The organism is Rhodoferax sp. AJA081-3, from assembly GCF_017798165.1.
Lineage (GTDB): Bacteria > Pseudomonadota > Gammaproteobacteria > Burkholderiales > Burkholderiaceae_C > Allorhodoferax.
Genome location: NZ_CP059068.1, coordinates 2,786,345 through 2,809,368 on the forward strand (window position 1 = coordinate 2,786,345; position 23,024 = coordinate 2,809,368).

Sequence of the window (23,024 nt, forward strand, 5' to 3'; positions counted from 1 at the left end):
CCATCTGAACAACCCGGAGCAGAGAACACGCATGCCAAAGACACCGCTCTTCATCATGGAGGAACACCACGAGGCATTCTTCATCTGGCATTACGCCATTCAACACCAGTTGATGGCTGCAGGGGGCAATACCTTGTTGCACATCGATGAACATGCCGACATTGGTGCTCCGCGGCTGTTCCGATCGGTAGACACCCTGGGCACAGACCTCCACGCGATCTACCGCTTCACGTTTGACGAATTGTCCTGTTTTGAATTCATCATCCCCAGTCTTTACCTGGGCCTGTTCAAAGAGCTGGTGTGGATACGGCAGTCTACTGAACGCAAATCAGACCAGCTTGCCATCGTCCGTGCGCCCCGAAAGTCTGGTCAACTCTTTGAAATTGCGGGTTACAACGTCTTCAACAACCACGCGACGCTGCCGCCCACCGCGCCGACCGATGGCCATTGTGTGCGTTACCGCCACCAGACCGCTGCCGATGTGCTACCCATCATGGACAAGGTCATCCTGGACATTGACCTCGACTATTTTTCTTGCGAGGACGCCGTCAACCTGCCACAGAAGCTTGAAGTGTCTCCCGAAGAGTATGCAAAATTTCAGACCGACCGCTACCACTTCTTGCGCATCAACCAAGGCAGCCGCATCAAGATGCAGGAGGAAGATGGGAAATACTTTTTGTACCTCAAGAACTACCCAGAGGCCGCACCAACACCGCTGCGTGTATCCGAAAGCACGATTCTTGAACGCCTGGACAGTTTTGTAGCCTTCCTCAGGGACAAGCAGGTCAACCCCCAGATCATTGATATCGCACGCTCCCGCTTCAGTGGTTACACACCCCACGACCAATGGCAGTTCATTGAGGAAAACCTGTTAGAACGTCTGTCCACCCTGTATGACCTGGACATCAAGACCGTGGACCAGGTGTATGGATCCCTGCCACGCCAACTAGAAGCAGCCCAGGCGGTCACGCCATGAGCTCGGTCTCGCTGAGCCAGCATTTGGCAGTTTCTGTCGATCCGGAGCTGCCCCCCAGCTTGATTTCTGCAGTGCATTTGCGCGCGTTGCATGCCCTTGCCAGCCGTTTGCCAGCCGGCATCTGCGAGTTTTTCGGCTTTGAGAGCCGGCTGGGCGACGCGCGCGCAGAAGTCGATTTCCTGCTGTGTGCAAAGGCGAATGAAGGTGGACGCGATGTACTGGCAGGGTTGACGCCTGGGCAGCCACTGCCCCCTGAATTCCTGGACCACCCGGTGTGGCAGCAGATCCGCAGCTTTGCCGAGGCATGGGTGCAACCCGCCTCCCCCTTGCATGGCTGCATCCAGAATGTCTGGCTAGAGTTCGACATTGATGGCGACATGGGGGCAACGCTATGCCAGAGCGCAACCGCTCCACCCGTTCCCTCTTTGTTCATAGGCACCGATGCGCTATTTAAACGCCGCGGCAGTACTGCGCCACCCTGGTTGCTAGACCAGGCTTTACCCTTGTGCATGGGTCAGGCTGTTGCGCCAGATTTGGCGGCTTCGCTGAATACCGCCATGGGGGCACTGCCGGCCAGCGCAAACATCTTCCAAATTGGCATGATGCTCAGCCGACCGGGTGGCGCAAACATGCTGCGTCTGTGTATTCGGGGAATGAATCAGCAAGAGACCCTTAGTTATCTAGAGGCCGTGCAATGGCCCGGGAAACCGGAGGCCATCCAGGATTTGTTGAACTTTGTCTATACAGACTCCGACAGCGTCGACCTGGACATTGATCTGCAACCGCAGGTTGGCCCCAAAATCGGACTGGAATGCTCCTTTGGTGCAGACCGCGATACACCCACACGGCTGGCGGCCTTCCTCGAACACCTGGTTCAACAAGGCCTGTGCCTTGACGCCAAACGCCATGCACTGCTGGCATGGTCGCGTGGATTCCATGAGCGGACGAACCCATCCGCTTGGCCCGCCGACTTGCGCGCACGCTCGGCGAGCGCCAGCACACCCACGGCAAGCATGTTCATGCGGTGGGTGTACCACGTGAAAATTGTGTATGTTCCTGGGCAACCACTGGAGGCCAAGGCTTATCTGGCGGTGCGCCAGGCGTGGATCACACCCGAGTTCATCCGGCAAGCCAGAACAGTGGCCGCCCACCCATCTGCCGCCTGATATGCAGTACGACGCCCAAACACCGATTGCCGTATTTCTCGGTCCTTCCCTGGCACACCACAAGGCAGAACGCCTGCTGCGTGCAAACTACTACCCTCCCGTGCGCATGGGCGACGTCTATCGCCTGATCGCCACCGGCGTACAAACCATCGTCATCATTGACGGCGTTTTTCACAACACCACCCCCGTCTGGCAACGCGAGCTGGTTGCCGCCATGGACAGCGGCATTACAGTCATCGGCGCCGCCAGCATGGGGGCGCTACGCGCCGCCGAGCTGGACCAGTTGGGCATGGTCGGGTATGGGCAAATTTACGAGTGGTACCGGGATGGCGTCATAGATGGTGATGACGAGGTTGCACTGCTGCATGCCGATGAAGCCTTGGGATACCAGGCCATCTCGGAGCCTCTGGTCAACATCCGTTACACCCTTGGCCAAGCGGTAGAACGCGCCATACTCACTGCATCCCAAGCAGCCGCTTTGCTCGATCTTGCAAAAGGCCGTTTTTTCGGCGACCGCTCCTACCACCTGCTATTACAGTCCCCACTGGTCAAGGACCTGCCCCCTATGCAGCGTTGTGACCTGACCGATTTGCTGACAGAAAACCCTGCCAACCTCAAACAGAACGATGCTATTGCCGTGTTGCGCTACTGCGCTGGATTGGCGGATACCAAGCCCGTGCCATCGGCACAAACCACCTCGCTGTTTCCTAGACCGGTAGTAGATACTGCCTATCCCGCATTCGAAACCCTCAAGCGAGGGATATTGGCCACCAGCGGGGCTTTGCTGGCTATTCACGCCCTGTTTGAAGTGCTCAAAAACGATACGGATTTGATGGCCGCCGAGCACGCCCGCTGTGCGGGGATGTTTTACCTATCGGAGCTTGCCGCTGCATCTGCCGTGTCCGTCCCACAAGGGTTTCTCTCGGAGTTTCACGCCAATTGGACGGCGAAACATGTGGTGGGCGACCAGACGCTGTGGTTGCGCCAGGTCGGTTTGACGCAGGGCGAATTCGACCAACTGGTGCGTGCGCGTGCAACACAGGCCTATTTACTCCAGCAAGCGCCAGAATCACTGGGCTTCGCATTCACAGACCAGCGTATTGCTGTGGAAGCCCTGGCACAGTGGTATACCCAAGCCTCCACCGACCCGGCAGGTCAGGCTGCACGGTTGGCGCAAGAACGCGCTGACCTGAGTGCTCGCGCAGTCGCTGGATGCCTGGTAACCAACTGGGCGGAGTCGCGCGGCATCCATGCTCCGGAAGAGGTCACGGAGCAATTCATGACACGCTGGGAACAACGCGAAGCCATTGCATCGCGCGAGCACTTTCTAAAGACCGTCGGATTGACCGATCAGCAATATCGCCTGGTCTGGTCCCAACAGGCCATGTACCAATGGATGCTTGAAAAGGGGCCAGTGCATTTTGGTTATGGCACCTATGCCTTTCCCCAAGTTCTGATGCAAGACATGCAGGTCACAGGCTCCGTGCGCGCACTTGGCGCCCATGTACAACAACAGGCCACACCATGAATTCTGTCCTGACCGCCTACCACCAGGGCACCTGGCGTACCTGCTCTCCGGAAGAAACCCTCACCCGCATCACACCACACTTGCCGCGGTGTGGCATAACGCGCTGCGCCGATGTCACGCACCTGGACACCATTGGCATCCCCGTGTATTGCGCCATCCGCCCTACCGCTGCGGTCCTCCAGGTATCGAACGGGAAAGGCTTGACCCATGCCAGCGCCAAGGTGTCTGCCCTGATGGAGGGCATAGAGTTTTTCCATTGCGAAACCCCCGAGCCGGCGCGACTGCAACGCCACAGCCAAACCGCATTGCGTGCGACCGGCCAGGAATTTCTTGATCCAGCAAAAGTTGCCGGTTTTTTGGAGGCCAACTACCACTCTGACAAGCACATCGTAGAGTGGACCCAGGCACAACACTTAATTTCGGGCGAATGGACCCTTGTGCCGGCCAGCGCGGTCTATTTCCACCGTGCTCCTTCGCTGCACATGACCACTACCAACGGACTGGCCAGCGGCAACCATTTGACAGAAGCCACGCTGCATGCCCTCTACGAATTGATCGAACGCGATGCGGCCTCCGGACTACTGGGACATGCGCGCATACCCATCCAAGAGAAGTGCAAGGTCGTTGATCTCGCCAGAGTCGTTGATGGGGACCTCCGGCATCTGGTAGACATGGCCACTCGCTCAGGCTCCAAACTCGTTCTCCTACGGGTCGAAAGCACCATCTCCATTTATACGTTCTGGGCCATTCTGATGAACGAACAATCCTGGATTTCAGGGTCGACGTTTAACACGGGATGGGGAACACACCTGGACCCCGCAGTAGCGGCCTCACGGGCCATCACCGAGGCGATTCAATCGCGGGTGACCATGATCCATGGGGCGCGCGAAGACGCACTCATCAAACCTGTGTTCCGCAAGGCACAGGAGGTTTGGAGCAGCAAGGCATTTCAGTTCTTCATGAACATTGAAGCCAATACGCCCTGGAGCGATTTCGAGCCATACAAACTGTCGCCGGAAAACGATCTTGAGCAAACGCTGCAACGGCTGTTGCAACTGTTGGTCGCGGCGGGCCACACAGACATCCTGCGCTGCGATCTGACCAAACCGGACATCAACATTCCGGTGGTCCGGCTGATAGCGCCGAGTCTCAAGCTGCGTGTAGGGTAAACCGCGTACCGTTAAGAAAGTGAGGCAATGGTGAACCACAGTATTGGCCACACACTGACTGCTGACGAACGCGCCCGTGTGTTGGAGTCTTATGGTGCACGGGGCGACGTACTACAGGAGTTGCTGGCGTACAACCACAGCGCGTTTCAACGGCTCCCGGAATTCGACAATACCGCATACCCATTGCCAGACGAGGCCTTTGCCAGTGCATGGGATGGGTACTTGCTGCGCGCGCGCGACATTGGAACGCTTGCTGTTCTCAAAACCTGCCTTAGGCACCTGAATTTTCCGATACAACAAGGCATCAGCCAGGACCCGCAATACCGGGCGGTCGTCATGCGAGGTGAGCCCACCATGGGGTGTGCGTTGGCCACCGGTTTACCACTGCTGGACCCCGAGGGTATTCAATTGCGCATGCAGGCCACGGCAGCGGGACGCATTCCCGTAGTGTCGGTCAACAACCGAACCGACTTCGAACACATACTGCAGGCGCTGCTGAACCGCAACGAACCCATGGACATTCCCCAATCCATGGGAGCCGTCATGGTGGCAGGCTACAACAACTGGGAGCGGATAGACCAATACAGGCTGCGCTGGCAGCAGTCCTCACCGACGGAAATGTGGGCCGACGCGTTTCAACGTCTGATTCCACAAAAAGCGCTATACCAGGACCGTTTCATCGTGGTGAGCACAGGGCCCTACAGCAATGTCGCAGCTGCGGACCTCCACCTAGCAGATGAAGAGTGGCGACGCTTGTCGGTTGAGATACGGATCGTTCACGAATGTACACACTACGCCATGAAACGCATCTACGGCCAGATGCGCAACAACCTGCAAGATGAAATCATTGCGGATGCTATGGGTCTGGTATCTGCAACCGGCACGTTCCGTAGCGACTGGTTCCTGCGTTTCATGGGTCTGGAAAACCAAACCGCGCCCAGACCTGATGGCAGGCTTACCGTGTACCGCGGTGAGCCACCTTTGTCGGAGACCGCCTTTCAGATCCTGCAGACCATGCTGGTACAGGCCGCACGCCATATCGAAGCGCTCTTTCCACCAGGTTCAGATCCACAAGCCGGCTGTACCCGCATCATGGAAGAGTTGGCAACCGCCACGCTGGAATCCCTCAGTGGCCCGCGCCGTCCTTAGCGGCCAACCGGCGCCAGGCCTCATACATGTCCTGCGGTGTCAACCCATTCACCATGCCGCGTAACTCGTCGATGACCGCTGCAAACTGTGCCTCCCATGCGCCGGGAATGGTGTCGCTTACCGTTGGCGCCCAGGCGCCAGGCAGGTTCTCTCGCAACAAACGCCGTTGTGCAATACGAGCAGCCATGACCTGCTGAACCAGGTCCAGCGGTGATATGCGGCTGCATGCCAAGGTGAGTGCCAAGGACTCGCCTTCCGCAGAGGCGCGGTGCCAGCTGCCTTCCGGCAGGTACAGCACATCCCCTGGCTCCAGCACAACCTCGAAAAACTCAGACTCGTCCGGGCGTTTGATCGGCTCCGCCCACGGCACCTGCGCCACCATCGCGTCTTGCGAAAAACTGACCGTGGACAGCGGCTTGTGATACGGCACTTTGGAGTACCACCACCGCTTCCGGCCTTCAATCTGCAGTATCCAGACCGGGTGGTCATCCAGATGCAAGGAAAATCCGTGGCCGTTGGGCGAGTAATAACAATTGAAGCTGAGCTCTCCCGCCTGCTGCACTTCCCTGGCGAACGCAGCCATAAACTGGTTGAGCCGAGCATTTTGCTGGATACCGCTGATGCAGACTGTGGCCCCGGCGCGAAAAGCATCGTCGACTTTATCGGGTGGACAGGTTCTCTCCATCGATACACCCCGAATATCGCGGGATGAAATCTTCAGGTTGTCACAGTGCCGGATCGCCTGTTGGAAAGCCGGCTTGTCAAACAACGTCAAAAATTTGTCTGCTGTGCCTTTGGTGTACAGCGGCTTTATCTGCCAGTACTCTTCAAAAAAAGAGGAGACGGGTGTGCCGGCCAAAAGCTGCGACAACAAAGGGCTGTCCACATCACTCATGGCTGCTGATCACCTTTCACCATTTGAAGAAGCCCGCCCCGAATTAGGCGCTGCGCGAGAATAATTTTGCGACCAGGGTCCAGGCTGTCAGGCAGGGCATCCACCTCAAATGCCTGTTCTGCCCCCGCCACAAACAGCAAGGCATCTTTGTATTCAACACCCGCCTTGATCGTATTGCCAGGAAACTGAATCCGCACATCGTTGTCTACTGCGGTAACACGGCAACGCATGTTGGCGCGCTTGACCACGCGGGACTTCAAGCCCAGGGTCTTCGCCGCGGCGTCCATGTTCGCGAAGTGCCCATCTGCCAAGGGTGATGACTTGCGAATCAACTGGTCTGCCTGTACTTCGTGTACCAACTCGGTAGAAGCGTTTTCCGCAAAAACCTTGATCAATGCCTGCAACTGCTGGTCTATGTACTGGCGTGAACCGCCATCGTTTAAGTACCCTACGGGAAGGGCCTTGCGAAATCGAACATCCTTGAGAGCGAGATTGGTCAGTGCGGTGGACAGCAAATCAACCCACTGTGTGGGATAAATACCAATGGTGATGTGCATGGAGTGCGCATCCGATGTTGCAGCATCGTGGATGTGCCCCCGGGGCAGGTACAACAGGTCACCCGCTGACAACTCCACCACCTGCTCAAGGGGCGGCAAAACAGACACCGGAATCACGGGCTGGAATGTTCCCAACAGCGGGCACTGTTGGGCAGACCCATAGAGGCTCCAGGTCTTCTTACCCTCAACCTGGAGCACAAAAACATCGTGCGTGTCGTAGTGCGGATGCAGGCCGTGGGCGTTGGCAGGCGTCAGGTAGACATTGAACTCCACCGAAAAATTCATCAGCTCCTGCAACTGGCGGCACAGCAGGGCCAGCTTGGGTACAAAGCGCTGCAGGCTATTGACCACCAGCGTGTGCCCTTCCCCATAAGCCTTGTACAACTGGTTCATGTTGAGGCTGCCATCCGCATTGACGTACCGGGCAGCAGACAGCTCAACCTGCTCCAGCACCACACGCAGGTCAGGCGGCTGTGGCCTGGCGTACTGCAGCACAGACTCCAGTTCTGCTGAGGAAAACAGCGCGCTGTAATACCCAGGATCCTTGCGTGCCAGATGCAGCGGCTGTGTTTCCCAATAGGTACCCAGGAATGTGCCGGGCTCACAGGGCGCAATGATGCGGTCAAAGCTGAATGCAGTCATGGTCTTTGTTCGCTTGTTCTCGGGATCAGTACATTCGCGGCCTCTGTCGGCGTCATGCGTCCAATGGCTTGTTCCGCGTCAATGTCTCGAAGCTCCTCGGGCAGGGCTTGCACCAGCGCCTGCAGTGTGGACACAGCCCGCTGTGCAGCAGTCGCGTCAAGATTACCAGCCCCCAATGCCAATGCACGCCATTCAGACTGTGGCAGCACGCGGCGACGCGTATCCGGCGGCAACAGGTCCGCCCATGTCGGCTGATCAAAAGTGAAATTCAAGGACAGCGACTCACCCACCGCCTGCGTCTGGTGCCAGTATCCCCGCGGCAAAAACAAGACCGAACCCGGCTTCATATGCACGGTCTGCGCATCCAAAGGCAGGGTTGTTGGCAGTTCGGCTGGTCCATACATCTGCAACTCTGCCGAGGGTATGGGCTGTGCTGTGGTGTAACGGTCGGTGGGACGCGTCAGGTGACGGTTAGGTGCCAACTGCCAAATCTTTTCGCCTTTGATTTGAATGATGAAGTTGGCATTCTGGTCAAAGTGCAGGGCCTCACCCACCCCGTCGGGTGATGCGTAAACGGGGCAGCGCCCAAATGTATTGATGGGTAAGTGCAGATCCCAGCGCAACCGCTCAAGCACGCCTTTTAATACGGGGAACACTTGCTCCGCATCGGAAAATGCCAAGTGATGGCCACTCGCATACAAGGCCTTCGCCTGTATCGCATCGACTTCTCTCCCGCCAAACCGGTCCGCCAAACGCAGAAGTCCTGGCCAGGCCGAAAGCAGTGCATCAATGGACTGCAGACCCGTCACCTGGTTGATCTCTGGTATGCGGTCCAACGCGCCGTGGTACACCGCAAGCGTTTCAGGCCAGTAATCCCCGAAAAATACTGCTGGAGACACGTGTGGAAACAGGGTATGGATGCCGGAGGGAATGTGGTCGGAAGACAGCATCGTCAGCAGTGCAGGTAGGTGCATGGCCACAGACAATGCCCCCTGCACCCGGATACGCCCTTGCCGAAACAGCGACCTGGCATGCGAAGGATTGCGCAGCACCGTGTCAAAGTCATCGACCGACAGGATAATCGTGCATTCCGAAGGAAGTCCACTGCCGGCGTGGCAACTCGGCGTTCCGCGCAGCGCAAGCGTCCACTGTCCGCCACCTGCCCCCGTGATGTCAAACACAATCACCCGCCCGAGAGCGAAAACTTCGGGGGCCGCGCGCAACCGTGCAGGAACATGCTGCTCAAAGAAGCGCTTAGCGTCCATCAGTACAACGGGGGATTGGGGTTAAAAAGAGGCAATTGCGCACCGGTTGATCTTAGCCTGACACATTTTCAGCAGCAAGCACATCCCACCTTGAATTCTCAGAACGGGGTTGATAATAAAACCGCAAAAACGCCCTCGTGTTGAAAGAAGATGTATGGCCGAACCTGTTCACGGAAATGACTCTGATTTGCTGCTGATTGCGCCGGACGCGATCATCCGATTCATCTCGGGGCGTATGTTTGTACACACGGGTTCGGGCTCCCGGTTTTACTCCAGCGACGACGCCGCAATGGTCACTGTGCTGGCGCATTTTTCCAGACCCGCCACCGTTCTGCAGGCACTGGCGGGTCAACCGGACACACACCAACCACAATACCGCGATGCCATTGCACAGTTGCGGCAAATCGGCGCCCTGGTGCCTACGGCCACACAACGGGATGCGTACCCTGTGGAGGGGCCACCTGTGGACAGTCAGCTTGCATTATTGGCAGACGGTATCCAACGTATTGGCGGCGGCCTTTCTGCAATGGGCCCATATGCCAGACAAAAACTTGGCACGCGACCTGGTTCCGTATCTTTAACGCAGCGTCTGACGGCCTTGGTGGCAGGTGTCACGGCACTGGAGGCAGAACTCACGGTTATGCGACCGGATTTCATCGCCTCCCAACTGCAGAATTTGGGACTGGCGAACAAGCCACGGGGCCTCAAGCTGCATCTGGGAAGTGGTGCCACCCGCCTGCCGGGTTGGGTGAATATAGACGCCCATCCGGCCGAACTGTCTTTGGACCTGCGATGGGGTCTGCCGTTTGAACCGCAGAGTGCCGACTATGTTTTTATGTCACACGTCTTCGAGCACCTGTACTACCCGGAGGAATCATCAAGTGTATTGCGAGATATCCACAGGGTGCTGTCACCTGGCGGGCGTCTGCGTCTGATCGTTCCGGACATCGAACTCTGCATACAGGCCTACTCCAAGAACGACGCCGCGTTTATAGCAAACCGTCAACACACATGGGCGTGGTGGCCAACTGCCACGACGCGCCTGGAGGACTTTCTGGCATATGCCGGCGCCGGTCCACGCGCCAGCCATTTCCTGGAGGGGCACAAATTTGGCTACGATTTTGAAACCCTTGCGCATGCCTTGACCCAGGCAGGGTTCTCCGACATTCAGCGCAGTACTTACATGGGTAGTCAGGACCCGGTTCTGCAGGTCGATACTGCGAGCAGTGTGGCCGGCGCCCAGTCCAACGGGCAGTATTACTCGCTCTTTGTCGAGGCCCGCAAGTAGATCTGTGAACTGCGCCGGGCAAAACTAGTGGCCAATGGTGGAAAACTCGAACTGACCATTCTTGACCACCTGCATCACAACGGGTTTGTCCATCACGTTGCCCGCCCCGTCAAAACCATGCTCGCCCGTCACCCCGGACCAGCCTTTGAGCTTGTGCAGCTCGGCTGCGATATCGGCGGGCACCGTAGTCTTTGCCTTGGTCATGGCATGGGCCAGAAGGGTCACCGCGTCGTAGCCCAGTGCTGCCGATGTATCTGGTAGTTTGTTGTACCGCTTGACAAACTTGTCGTTGAAGGCGCGCACCACAGGCGTCGGCGTGTTGGGGTGAAAGAACGATGTGACCTCCACGCCCTCTACCGCGTCACCACCCAGCTTCATCAGATCGGGTGAATCGAGCCCGTCCGCGGCAAAAATCGGCACTTTGATTCCGATCTCTCGTGCAGCACGGATGATCTGCGCCCCTTCGGGCAAGGAACCCGCCAGGAAAATGGCGTCAAAGTTGTAGAAGTCTTTCCAGTGCTGCATGGCCAACTTGTAGTCACCTGCACCAGCAAGGTAAGAAACGCGGTCGGTCACCTCAACACCAATCACGGTTGCACGTTGTTCAAAGGCGTTGGCCAGATCCAGCCCATACTCATTTTTCACGTAATAGACCAGTACATGTTTGTACTTCTTGGACTTGGCGTAATCTGCCAACATCTCGCCCACATTGCGGTTGCTGGGGATCATCCGGAAGACTTTTTTATACCCCTGGTTGGTCAATCGGACCACGCTACTGCCCTGTGTGAGCATCACCATGCCCGCGAATTCATAGACCGGTGCGGTGGGAATGGCGATATACGAATTCAAGGTGCCGATCACGGCAACCATGTCCAAATTCTCTGCAAACTTGTGCGCAATCACGGTTCCCTTGGTCACAGACAGCTGGTCGTCTTCCTTGACAAGCACCAGCTTGCGCCCCAACACACCACCCGCGGCATTGAGCTCTTCCTGCGCCATGGCAACACCTTCCCACAACCGGCCCTTGGCGGTTGAGAACGGCCAGGACACACCGACCACAATGTCGCCCTGCGCCTTGGCCGCACGTGCCGCACGTTGGGCGGCGATGTCCGTGTCGCTGCATGCTGCCAGCAACGCCATGCTTGCGATGGCCACTAGGAATGATGGGATATTTTTGGACCACATGATCGATCGTTCCTATGCTATTTGCCGTTTTGCCAATTGCGCGAACAAGCCGTCGTTCTGCATCAGCTCTTCGTAGGTTCCTTGCTCCTTGATCACCCCCGCATCCAGAACAACGATCAGGTCGGCGTTCTTGACCGTGCTCAAACGGTGCGCAATAACTATGCGTGTTGCCTCCAGTTGCTCCAGGCTTTGGCTCACCACGGCCTGTGTCTTGTTATCCAGCGCACTGGTGGCTTCGTCAAAATAGATGATGCGCGGTCTGTGAACAATAGAGCGTGCAATCAGCAGGCGTTGTTGCTGCCCACCAGAGAGCCCGCCACCCATCACCACGGTGTGCATGCCCATGGGCATGTCCTTGATATCCTGCTCCAGTCCACACATGCGGGCCGCTTCCCAGGCGTCGTCGATGGTAAGACCCGATGATCCAACAATATTCTTGAAGATATCGCCCGGCAGAATCTGCCCATTCTGCAAAACAACGCCCAACTGCCGGCGTATGGCCGTGATATCCAGCACGGACATATCCTGGCCATCGTAATAGATCGACCCGGAGGTAGGAGACTCGAACCCCAGCAGACAGCGCAACAGCGTGGACTTGCCAGAGCCAGACGGCCCCACGATGGCAACAAACTGCCCGGCTTTGATGTTTAACGTCACGTCCCTCAAAATCGCTGGGCTGTCCGGCTTGTAGCTAAAGGTGACATGGTTGATTTCTATGCTGCCCTGCAGGCGCCCTGGATCAGCCTTGGCCACATCCACTTCCGGCATGGTCTGCAGGATAGGCTTGGCGCGTTCGTATAGCGGAACGATTTGCAACACGGTCACCAACGCACCGGTCATCGACAACATGGCCACCAGAAAACTCACAAAAGCCGAATTGAAGGCCAAAAACTCACCGGTCGATAACTTCTTATCGCCCAAAAAAAACGCAACCGTCATGAAGATGACCAGCGACGACACCAGCGGGAAGACCGCGTTGAAGGTTTCCAGAATGTTGCCGATGCTTTCTGCCTTGAAGGTCAGCGCGCGGTGCCTGGAAAATTCCTTTGCCCACATGCCGAACGCACGACCCTCGGACCCGGTGGTGCGCAACTTGGCCACGCTGGAGAGCAACTGCAACAGCAAGCCAGACACTTTGCCATCCACTTCCGCCAACTGGCGCTCGTACCGCAGTTTGAACAGGCTGGTGGTAATGGTCATCAATAAAACTACCAACATCAGCCCTATCGCAACCAGCGCCAAAAACCAGCTGTAGTAGAACAGCAGCCCCAGGTTAAAAATCGAAAACACGGCGCCCAGGATGGCGTTCATGGTTGTGCCGGACAAGGCTTGGCGAATGGTTGTGATGCCGTTGGCCCGCATCGCCAGGTCACCCGCCGTGAAATCCCGGAAGAACGGAACCGGCAACGCCAGCAGCCGGTCCCACACGGCGGCCTGAATGGAGAGGTCCATACGCCCCTCGATCCTCAACATGGCCACGCTGCGCGTAAATTCAAACATCGAGGCGCCGATGGCACCTCCGACCAGCGCAATGGTCAGCTGCATGAGTTGACTCTTCTCGGCGCCCGGTATGACGGTGTCAAAGAGCATGCCGGTGGCCATGGGCGTAATCATGCCCAGGATGCCCCCGGCGATACCCATCAACACCACGAGAAAAAGATCGTCATGGCAACCATGGCTTCCGAACCGCATGATCTCCAGCACGCTAAGTGCCTTGTCCTTGAAGGGTCTGTAGAAGACAAACCCAAACGGCGAAAGCTGCTCTGCAATCTCTTCCGTCACCAGCGCAACCGTGCCCAGCGCAGTATCGTGTATTTCGTAGCCACCACGCCGTGGGATCAGCGCAGCAGGGCGCTTGTCTTTCTCAAAATACACCAGCAAAGGACCATGGTCACGCTTCCACCATTGGCCTTTGAGCGCAATCTGACGGTACCGCACACGTGAGGCTTTGGCGATGCTGCCCAAAGGGTCCCGCTGCTCGGCGTCCGACTTTCCGTCCGGATGGGGAACAAACACCAGGTCCGACACACGCCCCACGATATTGCAGGCGTTCAACAATGCGCTACCGCTGACAGGTAGTTCGTCGATCAGCGATTTACCACTGACACCGGCCAGCAAGCGCACCGATTTATCAACAACCTTTTCGTCATTCGACAGCTTTTGCTCCAACCGACGGCGCTCCGCGTCATTGGACCTGTCCAGATCCATGCGGACACACTGCAACAGAAAACCATTCACCTTCGTAATGGCGTTCACTGCGCCACCCAGCCGCAATAAGCTGGACGTTTCTATCACGGTGACAGAACCCTTGTCGGCGGCTTCTATCCAGCTATCCCCAAACAAAGGAATGAACTGGCCCGCTTCCAATGCGGGATTGGACGTGCTGCTGAGAAACTTGGACGCTCCCTTTACCTGCTCAGCCCACACCACCGTGCCGCGCGGGTTGAGCACATCACCGGCATTCAGCACCGTTGGGCGACCCAGGGTGTACTCCACAGAAACCTTGGGCGGCCGCTCTCTCACCAATGACAGGCTCAGCGCAACAAACCACTTGTCCACCATGCTGGCAAGTTCCAGACACGCAGCGTCGTCATCCAGCAGGCCCACAAGCCGATCCATACCCAGGGCATGCAAGATGGTGCCCGGCACGGTCACGGCAACGAGTTTGGCTTGCCCTTGCAATGCCGCGGGGTCTATGCCAAACAGAATCCCACCCGCCTCCACACGACCAACCGGAATGCGGGCACCTTCAGCGCCCTGCGCGTCCACATCCACCAGAAAAAGATCCACCTTTCCGGATTCAATAAGCCAAGTATTGGCCGCCCCTTGCAGCAATAGCGGCTTTTCAGACACGGGGGCACCGCCACTGTCTGCTGTGATCTTTTCAATGACCGTTTTGTTTAACATGGCCCATTGACTCCAATTGCACGGTCTGGCGGTTGTTCGGAATGTGGCATCAGCCCATCTTGATCAGATCGGCGTACAGGCCTTCGACATCTTTCAGCTCGTCATGTGTGCCCCGCTGCACAACGACCCCTTTATGCAGGACGATGATCTCGTCGCAATCGCGTATGGTGCTCAAGCGGTGGGCAACAATGAGGCAGGTGCAGCCGCGCCGGCGCAGGTTGTCATCCACAATCATTTCGGTCACCGGGTCCAGCGCGCTGGTGGCCTCATCAAACACCACCACCCTGGGGTTGGACACCAAGGCGCGGGCAATCTCCAGTCTTTGGCGCTGCCCGCCGCTGAAATTTTTCCCGCCTTCGTCCACTTCGCTGTCGTACCCCAGCTGGCGCGCGGAGATCATGTCGTGGATGCAGGCATCCTTGGCGGCACGGACCAATTCCGCATTGGGGATGGTTGAGTCCCACATGGTCAGGTTGTCCCTGACCGTGCCCTCGAACATATTGATGTCCTGGTCCACCATGGACAGTGAGTTCACCATGATGTGGCGGTCAATGGCCGACCGGGGTTGCCCGTCAAACAGAATCTCACCCTCCCACGGCGCATACAAACCCATGACCAATTTGGCGATGGTTGATTTTCCGCAGCCCGATGACCCCACCAGCGCAACACGTGACCCCGACTTCATGCTCAGGCTGAAGTTCTTGATCAGTGGCCCTTCCAAGGTGCTGTAGCCAAAGGTTATGTTTTTCAACTCCAGACGGCCATCCAGCTTGTTCTTGCCAGGACCTGCGGCTGGTTGTGGGGTGCCGGCGGGTTTTGCATCCCCTTGCAAGACGGCGTCCTGCTTGTATTTCAGGACGTCGTCCAGGCGGTTCATGTCGCCACCCAGCTCCTGCAGCCTGCCACCCAAACCCACGAGATTGTTCACCGGTGTCAGAAAACTGTGCATCAGGCTCTGGAACGCAACCAAGGCACCCATGGTCAAGAAACCATCCATCACCCTGAGACCACCGAAGGACAGTATCAGCACGGTGTTGAGTGCGGTGAGTACCGATGGCAATACGGCCAGCGTGATGGACGATGAGCCCATCTCCTGGATGGCGTTGACCACCTTGGCCTGGTAACCACTCCACTGCGCAAAGAAATCCGATTCACCACCCGAGGCTTTTAGTGTTTCGATAACGATCAAACCGTTCATCGACGTGCCCAACATCTTGCCGGCGTCCATGCGCAACTTTTGGCTGGCGTCCTTGCGCGACTTAGACACATACTTCAGCACAATGATGTTCAGCACGGCCGTCAGCAGGCCGATGCAGGTCAGAAACACGTCGTAGAACAACATCAAAAGGGCGTAAAACACCACCATCACGATGTCCAGCACGGCGGACGCCAGATCCCGCGCAATCAACTTGGCAACCCGGTCATTGATGCCCACCCGTCCGCTAATTTCACCCGCGGACCGTTGCCCATAAAAAACCACTGGCAGGTGCAGCACATGCCACAAGAACTTGCCCGACTCTGCCACCGATAACTTGGACTCGAAGCGCATCAGGTAGTACTGCTTCAGCCAGGTCAATGCGCCCCGCAGCATCAGGGTCAGGAACATACCCAGCAGCAGCGGCTTGACCCAGGAATCCAGCTTGCCAACCAGGTAGTCGTCTACAAATATCTTGGTGAAAATGGGCGCTATCAGGCCCGGTATTACCAAGCCCAGTCCGGCAATGATGAGGTAAATAAATGCCAGCTTGGAGCTGGATGCACGGCGGTACAAGGCTGCCACCATGCTGGGCCGTGAGCCGCCGGGTTTGAAATCCGGCCCCGGCTTGATTTCCAGCACCACACCGGTGAAGGACTGGTCAAACTCCTGCTCGGTCAGCACCCGAGGGCCACTGGCCGGGTCATTGATGTAGACCTTGCCGTTGTGAAAACCCTCCAGCACTACGAAGTGGTTGAAGTTCCAAAAAATGATCAGCGGGAACTTCATTTCCCGCAAACCATCGGGTTCGCGCATCAGCCCCTTGGCTTCAAAGCCGTAGGTGCGCGCCGCCTTCACCACATTGCTGGCCTTGCTTCCGTCGCGCGAGACTCCACAGCTGACACGCAGCTCTTCCAGCGGCTTGATAAGACCGTAGTGGCTCATCAGTATGGCCAGCGACGCTGCGCCGCACTCCACCGCCTCCATCTGGAGAACGGTGGGTGTCTTGATGCGCGTACTGGACGGTTGTTTGGTACGCGCCATATCAGACCCCGACGAATTCCCTGAGCATGGGGATCACGAGGCTGATGGGACGTTGCGAACGAACACTGATATTGGCCGTGCCCAGCGTTCCACTTTGTATCAAGACGGGTGGTCCGCCAGGCGATGTCCACTTGTAGCCGCTGGTGGCACCTGCGTCAGGCGTCAGGTCCGCATTGATCTGGATGGGTGCTGCACCCGCAGACAGTTGCTGCACCAGTTGCTGGTTCTGCAAGATGCGCATCATGCCCTGAGAGGTACTCGGAAACTCAGAAACCGCCGTCACCTTACCCACCATGTAGCCATAGTCTTCCCGTTTGATGGTGGACGGAGAAATGAAGATGTCCATGCCGGGCTTGACTTTTTTGCCATCCAGCGACGACACAAACACCACCACCTCCAGATCCTTGATCGAATCACCCGCCAGCTCCATGTTCAGAATGGAACTGCCCGCCTGCACAATGCTGTTTTCGTCGAGCTTGATCTCCAGCACACGGCCTGAGTAAGGGCTGATGACATCGGTGCTGAGCTTCAGGCGCACCTTGACCGAATCCAGATTGCGCTCAATCTGCACCAGCTCCAACTCGATATCCACCTTGCGCAAGTCCAGTTCTTTCAGTGCTGCCGCGTTTTCCTCCAGCTGCTGCTGGGTGGTCAGCACGGACTGGCGGGTAATCAAGCCGTCTTTGAGCAAACCGTTCTGGTCATCCAGGCGGCGGCGCAAGACTTCGTTGTTGAACTTCAGGGTCTCGCGTTTCTGCCGCAGCAGGCTGTCGCTCATTTGGGACTTGTTCTGCAGCTCTGCCTTGCGCGCCTTCAGACTGTTGAACTGCTCCAGCAAATCAGGCTGCGCAATCCGCGCAATTTTCTGGCCGCGCTTGACCATGTCGCCAGCCCTGACCGACACATCGGTGATCAGGCCGTTGGACCGTGCGGAGACCTCTACCACACCCCCCGTCTTGATCAGCATGGCCGACCCAATCACTTTGGTGGGGATGTTGCCGAAGATGCCCCACATGATCGCAACCACAATCAGGCCAATCAGCGCCGTCAATGCGACCCAGCCCGCCGGACTGGTGATGCGGACCATCAGGTCTAGCTGTTCGGGTGATGACAATCGGTCCAGCGCCGATTTGCGGAACAGCTTTTCCTGGATATTCTTGCTCGGTGGACCTGCCATGGTTGATCCTTTGATGGTCTGAAACGGTGCGGGGTAAACGGGATTGGGCGATCCTGTTGTTATGGGCCGTATGCCCTCAGTTGCTCCACTGACAAGACCTGGGTATCAGGGCCGTCCGATATCAACTCGCCAATCTGGTACCGCAGGGCTGCAATGGCCGACGCATAGGCTGCACGCTGCTGGATGTGGTTGAGCAGGGCGTCTTGCCGCTGCGACTCCACATTCACTACATCCAGCAGCGTGGTGCTGCCGATCTTCAGTTTGGTGCGCTCGTTTTCAACAATCTTGGTGTAGAGATCCACCGTGAGCTGTGACTCCGCCAACTGCTGCACACTGCGGTTGTAGCCTGCTACGGCATTTTCCACACCGACCCCAATGGACAGCTGCAATGCACGTATGCCCACCGTCTGTTGGTCGTAGGTAGCCGACTGGGACAAGAAGTTGCCTTTGGACTTGCTGTTCACCACGTCCCAGGTGTAGGTGAGCCCGGCGGTCAACTGCGGATCACCCGCACGCCGACTCAACACCAGCAGGGGGTTCTCTCCCGTGGTACGGCCCACGTAATTGGCACCCAGGGTCACGCCCAGAATGGGCTGAAGGTTGTCTTTGGCCGCATTCACGGCAATCCGCAAGGCATCCAGATTGGTTTGGGAAGATTTCAGGTCAAACCGCCTTTCGGTTGCCTTCTTGACCAGCTCGGGGCCGTTCACTATCAATGCAATTTTTCCGTCATACGCTGGAAAGCCGTCACTGGCCTTGGCGGCTTCATGCAAGCCCCCATAGTCCAGACCAATTTTTTCACCCAGCGCCAGACGGGCATTGATGAGGCTCTGCTCGGCGGCCAGACGGGCTGTACGCTTGCCGGTCAGGTTGGCGTTGATGAGGTTGATGTCGGCGGCGGGGCGTTCCCCGGCATTGATCAGCCGCTGGATATCGCCCACCAGCCTTTGCGCGCGCGCCTCGGACTCACGCTGCGCCTCCAGAATTTCTTCGGCGGCGCGCAGGTTCCAGTAGGCCACCGCCGTCGAGTAAATGGCCACAGACGCGGCGTGGCGCATGTCGTATTCGCTTTTGATCAGCGAAAGTTTGGCCGCGTTTTCTGCGGCAGCCGCAAATTCTTCGCCTCGGCCCCGCAAGATCGGAAACCCGATGCTGACCCCCAGCGTAGCCTCGCTCCCGGGTGTCGGATTGGCAAACGTGTTCTCGCTACGGGCCGTCAGACTGGAGCCCAACACGATGCCACTGCGCAGCTGTTGGGACACGCCAAGCGACGAGCTGGTGGTGCGGACCTTGTCCGTGGTTTCCGCCACGGTGGTGCTGGCATTGAGTAGCGGATCGAAGGTGCCGCCAGCCGCCTGCAGTGCGCCCTGGCTGATGGCAATACGCGTCTCGCTGATTTGGATGTCCGGGTTTTTTTGCAACGACAGAGTCACAGCACGCAATAGCGATATGCCACTTGCGGGTTGCCCCACGGTACTGGCAGGCGCCTGTGCCACGGCAACGGAAGACACCGCCATCGCCATGACCGCCACGCCGTTTGCCAAAGACATCACATTTGCCATGGAATCCATCCATTTGATGCAACACCAGCCATGTGCAAACCCGGCAGCTGCACCCCGCCGACCTACACGCGAACGTTTGCCCTTGGCCTGAACGGCCCACTGCTTTGCAGTGCCAAGCGCTGCAGGATAACGGAGAAACGCCAGTTACTCAAGAAGTTTGCATGCGCGCCGCCAACCGGGTGTGCACCTTGCGCATCAACTGGGTCAACGGGTAACAAAACAGGAAAAACAAGGCACAGGCGTACAAATATACGGGCAGCATCAAACTGGTGCGCCCCGTTGCATTCACCACCGTATTGCACCGGCTCACCAGTTCACTCACCCCAATAATGGACGCAGTACTGGACGCAATCACGATGATCAGCATGTAGCTGGTCCAGCTGGGAATGAACAGGAATGCCACGCCGTGGTCACCCCGGCGCCAGTCGCGCAGCGCCTTGGTCAGGTTGTCCGAGGTAAAGCCCACTACGGCAATGGCCAGCGCCAGTGCCGCAACCAGCCAGACCGGAAAACCCAGCGTGATGGAGGTGCCGGGTATCTTGAACGTGCTGGGCAGCATGAACACCAGATAGAACTGGAACACCATGGTCGGGATGTTGCGCGTGAACTCGGTGATCAACAGGCTGAACCGGGCCACGCGGGGACGGGTCGACAGGCGCAGCAGCGCCAGGCACCAGCCCAGGCCGGTGCCGATCACCATGGCCGTGATACCGATCAGGATATTGATGGCAAAGCCGCTGAGCAGGAAGGGGGTCCAGACCCACAGCTCCTGCAGCACGGTGGTCTCCTGGGCGTTCATGGTGCACCCCCGCGCAGCTTGTGGTCGACCCAACCCAGCAAACGGGTGGCGCAGAAGATCAGCACAAAGAATGACAGCAACAGTGTGTTCATCATCACGGCCACGTTGCCGTTTTCCGCCATGATGCTGGTCACCACCGACAGCAGCTCCGGCACCGCAACGGCCGAGGCCATCATGGTCGCCTTGGACACATTGATCAGCGCCGCTGTGGCGGACGGGCTGGCCAGCGGCAACACCTGTTTGAAATTACCCAGCCGTAGGCGGTAGCCGGACTCACGGACGCGCACCACCTTGGTGGCCTCCAGAAACGCCACCATGACGCTGGAGCCCGCATAGACACTCAGGCACAGCACCACCACCACCATGGGCTCCACGGCAATGCCGACCGCGTGCATCAGTGCCGAACTCAGGCCAAACACAAACACGTAGATCACCAGCAGCGGCGGCGTCATGCGGCCTACGTTGCAAAACCAGCGCGTCACGCGGGTCAGTACGGGGATCCGCGCCTCTATGACCACTGCGCCCACAACCCCCACCAGTATGCTGCCCAGCACACACGACACCATCAGCACCACCGTGGTCGCCAGCCCCAGCAGAAAGCGGCTTCTGTCGTAGCTGTCATACACAAAACTCAGGTCCATGCCGGTCTGCTCTTTCCACCAGAGGCCCAGGCGGCGCAGACCCGATGCATCGGTGGAGTTGAGGAAGATGCGGTTGCGGCAGGCAGCGGGCCAACGCCCGTCGGCATCCCGCGCACACACGGGCTGGCCGTCCGACCCTACCGAGGTCCACAAGGTACGCATATCGGCCAGAAACTGCGAGGGCGGCAGGCGCCAGGCCCGCTCACGCTCGATCAGGAACCCGGTGCGGTGCCACTCGGCCAGGGTGTCACCCAGAAAGTGTTCGAACTCGGTACCCTGCTCACGGCGGGATATCGCCACCGCCCAGGGTGTTACCAGTTGTGGTGGTAACGGCGCCTTGTAGCCCGCCCATTCGGGCAGCAACAGATCGCCCTGTATGGCCGTGTTGTCAAACAGGTAACCCACGCAGCGCCGGTCTTTCACGGCCAGTTTGGCGTCGCGGGCGTTGTTGAACATCTGCAGGTCCAGCAGAAAGCGCTCTGCCATGGCCCGGTTGAAATAACTGCCCTGTGTGGCGCAGATTTTTTGGCCCCGCGTGGCCGCCCAGTCAGCGATGGACTGGTCGGGCCGCATAAAGAGTGTGACACCCGACGCGTAGTAGTTGGGCTCCACCATGGTGGCGATCTTGCGCCGCTCCACGGTGTCGCCGGTGGTGGCGATCACCACATCCACCACACCCTCTTCCAGCCTTTGCAGGCGGTTGGCACCGGTCACCGATACCTTGGTCAGGCTGACCCCCAGGCGCCGGGCCACATCGGCCGCCAGGTCGTGCTCCAGACCTTCGGGCTGGCCGGCGGGGTTGAGCGTGCCGAAGGGTGCGTAGTCGGTCTTGACGCCTACGATCAACGCGCCCCGTTGTTTGATCAACGCCAGCCGCTCGCTGGGCTTGACCGCCGGTTCACCCGCATGCACCCCTTGCACACTTTGCAGACACAAGAGGCACAGGGCGATGAGCCATGGGGACCAGCAGACCTTCATACCGGCCTCGCCACAACACGGATGCCATACCCCAACCCGGCGGGCAAAAACCGCGAGACTGCAGCATCTGCACGGCCCAGGGTTTGGTTTTGTGTGACCAGCCATTCGGGCAGCACACTTTCTGCATCCATCGCCACCACTTCAAACCCGCAGCTGCGCAACTCGCGCCGCAGGCTCTGGGTCGAGTACAGGTGGTAAAAAAAAGTATGGGGGGTACCGGCCAATACGCGGGTGAATTCGATATTGCCCGACTCGGCCTGCACACCCTGTGCACGCCCGGTGGCGCGGCTGAGCACTGCGGAGCACCAATCCAAGGGGCGCCTGCGCCATACCGAGGGCACGGTGAGCACCAATTGCCCCTGCGGCTGCATCAAGGCCCGCAGGCGGTGCAAGACCTCGTGGCGTGCGGCCTGCCCACCCACATGGCTCAGCACACCAAACAACATCAGAACCATGTCGAACTTTTCACAACGCTCCAGCACGTCCAGGGGCCCCGTGAGCAACCGTGCCCGTTGCCCGAATTGGGTGTTGTTGAGCAGGCCCTGGAAGGCGTCGATAGCGGCCAGCGAAATGTCGTAACCCGTCACCGTGGCCTGGGTGCGCTGCAGCAAGGCCAGGGCATAACGGCCATTGCCGCATCCAAAATCCAGTATCTGCCGGGCGGTGCCAGCCCCATGTGCAAACAGGAAGTTCAGCGTCGTGGCGTTGGGCGAGGGGTAACGCTTCTGGTAATCCTGGCAGGCAAAATAATGGTCGTACAAGCCCTCCATGGCATCCTGCAGCGCCTGCTGCGAGGCATCTTTAACAGCTGTTGGCCGGTCCTGCCGCGGTGACTCACTCGCCAATGGGGTAGGCTGCGACAGTTTCATGGCTCGGCGTCACGGATGGCATTTATTGGAAG

The 23,024-nt window shown here is 58.2% G+C and carries 17 protein-coding genes; 6 read left to right on the forward strand and 11 right to left on the reverse strand.

The genetic code is table 11. The annotated features are described in order from the left end of the window. Nucleotides 1–31: 31 nt before the first annotated feature. The 5 genes from HZ993_RS13170 to HZ993_RS13190 are packed head-to-tail and all read left to right on the forward strand — an operon-like array spanning nucleotide 32 to nucleotide 5,988. On the forward strand, nucleotides 32–976 hold the full coding sequence (locus tag HZ993_RS13170; protein ID WP_209393200.1) for a UPF0489 family protein: 945 nt from the start codon (nucleotides 32–34) through the stop codon (nucleotides 974–976). Continuing rightward, nucleotides 973–2,142 (forward strand): hypothetical protein, encoded by a 1,170-nt coding sequence (locus HZ993_RS13175; protein WP_209393201.1) that lies wholly within the window; start codon nucleotides 973–975, stop codon nucleotides 2,140–2,142. Before HZ993_RS13170 ends, HZ993_RS13175 begins: the two co-directional genes overlap by 4 nt. 1 nt (nucleotide 2,143) lies before the next feature. After that, complete coding sequence (locus HZ993_RS13180) at nucleotides 2,144–3,670, forward strand: TfuA-like protein (protein WP_209393202.1); 1,527 nt, start codon at nucleotides 2,144–2,146, stop codon at nucleotides 3,668–3,670. After that, nucleotides 3,667–4,839: a YcaO-like family protein gene (locus tag HZ993_RS13185; RefSeq protein WP_209393203.1), complete on the forward strand. Its 1,173-nt coding sequence runs from the start codon at nucleotides 3,667–3,669 to the stop codon at nucleotides 4,837–4,839. Before HZ993_RS13180 ends, HZ993_RS13185 begins: the two co-directional genes overlap by 4 nt. A gap of 27 nt (nucleotides 4,840–4,866) precedes the next feature. Then, complete coding sequence (locus HZ993_RS13190) at nucleotides 4,867–5,988, forward strand: hypothetical protein (protein ID WP_209393204.1); 1,122 nt, start codon at nucleotides 4,867–4,869, stop codon at nucleotides 5,986–5,988. Here HZ993_RS13190 and HZ993_RS13195 read toward each other — a convergent pair. From HZ993_RS13195 to HZ993_RS13205, 3 genes are read right to left on the reverse strand one after another with little or no spacing between them, the layout of a single operon-like run. Continuing rightward, nucleotides 5,966–6,883, reverse strand: coding sequence for a JmjC domain-containing protein (locus HZ993_RS13195; RefSeq protein ID WP_209393205.1), 918 nt, complete (start codon nucleotides 6,881–6,883; stop codon nucleotides 5,966–5,968). The two genes, HZ993_RS13190 and HZ993_RS13195, sit on opposite strands and share 23 nt — an antisense overlap. Beyond that, nucleotides 6,880–8,082, reverse strand: a complete 1,203-nt coding sequence (locus HZ993_RS13200) for a cupin domain-containing protein (protein WP_209393206.1) — start codon at nucleotides 8,080–8,082, stop codon at nucleotides 6,880–6,882. Before HZ993_RS13200 ends, HZ993_RS13195 begins: the two co-directional genes overlap by 4 nt. Next, complete coding sequence (locus tag HZ993_RS13205; protein WP_256440893.1) at nucleotides 8,079–9,347, reverse strand: JmjC domain-containing protein; 1,269 nt, start codon at nucleotides 9,345–9,347, stop codon at nucleotides 8,079–8,081. The genes HZ993_RS13200 and HZ993_RS13205 overlap by 4 nt, the downstream gene beginning before the upstream one ends. A gap of 154 nt (nucleotides 9,348–9,501) precedes the next feature. Between HZ993_RS13205 and HZ993_RS13210 the strand changes: the two genes are divergently transcribed. Next, nucleotides 9,502–10,635, forward strand: a complete 1,134-nt coding sequence (locus HZ993_RS13210; protein WP_209393208.1) for a methyltransferase domain-containing protein — start codon at nucleotides 9,502–9,504, stop codon at nucleotides 10,633–10,635. A 24-nt stretch (nucleotides 10,636–10,659) separates the two neighbouring features. Here the strand turns inward: HZ993_RS13210 and HZ993_RS13215 are convergent, their stop codons facing one another. The 8 genes from HZ993_RS13215 to HZ993_RS13250 all read right to left on the reverse strand — a co-directional run bounded on the left by HZ993_RS13215 (nucleotide 10,660) and on the right by HZ993_RS13250 (nucleotide 22,992). Then, a complete protein-coding gene (locus HZ993_RS13215) occupies nucleotides 10,660–11,820 on the reverse strand; it encodes an ABC transporter substrate-binding protein (protein WP_209393209.1) in 1,161 nt (386 codons plus the stop codon). A gap of 12 nt (nucleotides 11,821–11,832) precedes the next feature. Continuing rightward, on the reverse strand, nucleotides 11,833–14,727 hold the full coding sequence (locus HZ993_RS13220; RefSeq protein WP_209393210.1) for an NHLP bacteriocin export ABC transporter permease/ATPase subunit: 2,895 nt from the start codon (nucleotides 14,725–14,727) through the stop codon (nucleotides 11,833–11,835). Nucleotides 14,728–14,776: 49 nt separating this feature from the next. Beyond that, on the reverse strand, nucleotides 14,777–16,966 hold the full coding sequence (locus tag HZ993_RS13225; protein ID WP_209393211.1) for an NHLP family bacteriocin export ABC transporter peptidase/permease/ATPase subunit: 2,190 nt from the start codon (nucleotides 16,964–16,966) through the stop codon (nucleotides 14,777–14,779). A 1-nt stretch (nucleotide 16,967) separates the two neighbouring features. Further along, nucleotides 16,968–18,143 (reverse strand): NHLP bacteriocin system secretion protein, encoded by a 1,176-nt coding sequence (locus HZ993_RS13230; RefSeq protein ID WP_209393212.1) that lies wholly within the window; start codon nucleotides 18,141–18,143, stop codon nucleotides 16,968–16,970. Nucleotides 18,144–18,202: 59 nt separating this feature from the next. Beyond that, on the reverse strand, nucleotides 18,203–19,693 hold the full coding sequence (locus HZ993_RS13235; RefSeq protein WP_209393213.1) for a TolC family protein: 1,491 nt from the start codon (nucleotides 19,691–19,693) through the stop codon (nucleotides 18,203–18,205). Nucleotides 19,694–19,853: 160 nt separating this feature from the next. Next, nucleotides 19,854–20,504 (reverse strand): polar amino acid ABC transporter permease, encoded by a 651-nt coding sequence (locus tag HZ993_RS13240; protein WP_209393214.1) that lies wholly within the window; start codon nucleotides 20,502–20,504, stop codon nucleotides 19,854–19,856. Beyond that, nucleotides 20,501–22,123 carry a transporter substrate-binding domain-containing protein gene (locus tag HZ993_RS13245; RefSeq protein ID WP_209393215.1) on the reverse strand — a complete coding sequence of 541 codons (1,623 nt, stop codon included), beginning with the start codon at nucleotides 22,121–22,123 and terminating at the stop codon, nucleotides 20,501–20,503. The genes HZ993_RS13240 and HZ993_RS13245 overlap by 4 nt, the downstream gene beginning before the upstream one ends. Then, on the reverse strand, nucleotides 22,120–22,992 hold the full coding sequence (locus HZ993_RS13250; protein WP_209393216.1) for a bifunctional 2-polyprenyl-6-hydroxyphenol methylase/3-demethylubiquinol 3-O-methyltransferase UbiG: 873 nt from the start codon (nucleotides 22,990–22,992) through the stop codon (nucleotides 22,120–22,122). Before HZ993_RS13250 ends, HZ993_RS13245 begins: the two co-directional genes overlap by 4 nt. Nucleotides 22,993–23,024 lie beyond the last annotated feature (32 nt).

Bases quoted from the DNA above. Each gene is read 5' to 3' on its own strand.
- HZ993_RS13175 (WP_209393201.1), top strand. From the start codon at position 973: ATGAGCTCGGTCTCGCTGAGCCAGCATTTGGCAGTTTCTGTCGATCCG.
- HZ993_RS13180 (WP_209393202.1), top strand. From the start codon at position 2,144: ATGCAGTACGACGCCCAAACACCGATTGCCGTATTTCTCGGTCCTTCC.
- HZ993_RS13215 (WP_209393209.1), bottom strand. From the start codon at position 11,820: ATGTGGTCCAAAAATATCCCATCATTCCTAGTGGCCATCGCAAGCATG.
- HZ993_RS13250 (WP_209393216.1), bottom strand. From the start codon at position 22,992: ATGAAACTGTCGCAGCCTACCCCATTGGCGAGTGAGTCACCGCGGCAG.
- HZ993_RS13170 (WP_209393200.1), top strand. From the start codon at position 32: ATGCCAAAGACACCGCTCTTCATCATGGAGGAACACCACGAGGCATTC.
- HZ993_RS13195 (WP_209393205.1), bottom strand. From the start codon at position 6,883: ATGAGTGATGTGGACAGCCCTTTGTTGTCGCAGCTTTTGGCCGGCACA.
- HZ993_RS13230 (WP_209393212.1), bottom strand. From the start codon at position 18,143: ATGGCAGGTCCACCGAGCAAGAATATCCAGGAAAAGCTGTTCCGCAAA.
- HZ993_RS13185 (WP_209393203.1), top strand. From the start codon at position 3,667: ATGAATTCTGTCCTGACCGCCTACCACCAGGGCACCTGGCGTACCTGC.
- HZ993_RS13240 (WP_209393214.1), bottom strand. From the start codon at position 20,504: ATGAACGCCCAGGAGACCACCGTGCTGCAGGAGCTGTGGGTCTGGACC.
- HZ993_RS13190 (WP_209393204.1), top strand. From the start codon at position 4,867: ATGGTGAACCACAGTATTGGCCACACACTGACTGCTGACGAACGCGCC.
- HZ993_RS13225 (WP_209393211.1), bottom strand. From the start codon at position 16,966: ATGGCGCGTACCAAACAACCGTCCAGTACGCGCATCAAGACACCCACC.
- HZ993_RS13235 (WP_209393213.1), bottom strand. From the start codon at position 19,693: ATGTCTTTGGCAAACGGCGTGGCGGTCATGGCGATGGCGGTGTCTTCC.
- HZ993_RS13200 (WP_209393206.1), bottom strand. From the start codon at position 8,082: ATGACTGCATTCAGCTTTGACCGCATCATTGCGCCCTGTGAGCCCGGC.
- HZ993_RS13205 (WP_256440893.1), bottom strand. From the start codon at position 9,347: ATGGACGCTAAGCGCTTCTTTGAGCAGCATGTTCCTGCACGGTTGCGC.
- HZ993_RS13245 (WP_209393215.1), bottom strand. From the start codon at position 22,123: ATGAAGGTCTGCTGGTCCCCATGGCTCATCGCCCTGTGCCTCTTGTGT.
- HZ993_RS13220 (WP_209393210.1), bottom strand. From the start codon at position 14,727: ATGTTAAACAAAACGGTCATTGAAAAGATCACAGCAGACAGTGGCGGT.
- HZ993_RS13210 (WP_209393208.1), top strand. From the start codon at position 9,502: ATGGCCGAACCTGTTCACGGAAATGACTCTGATTTGCTGCTGATTGCG.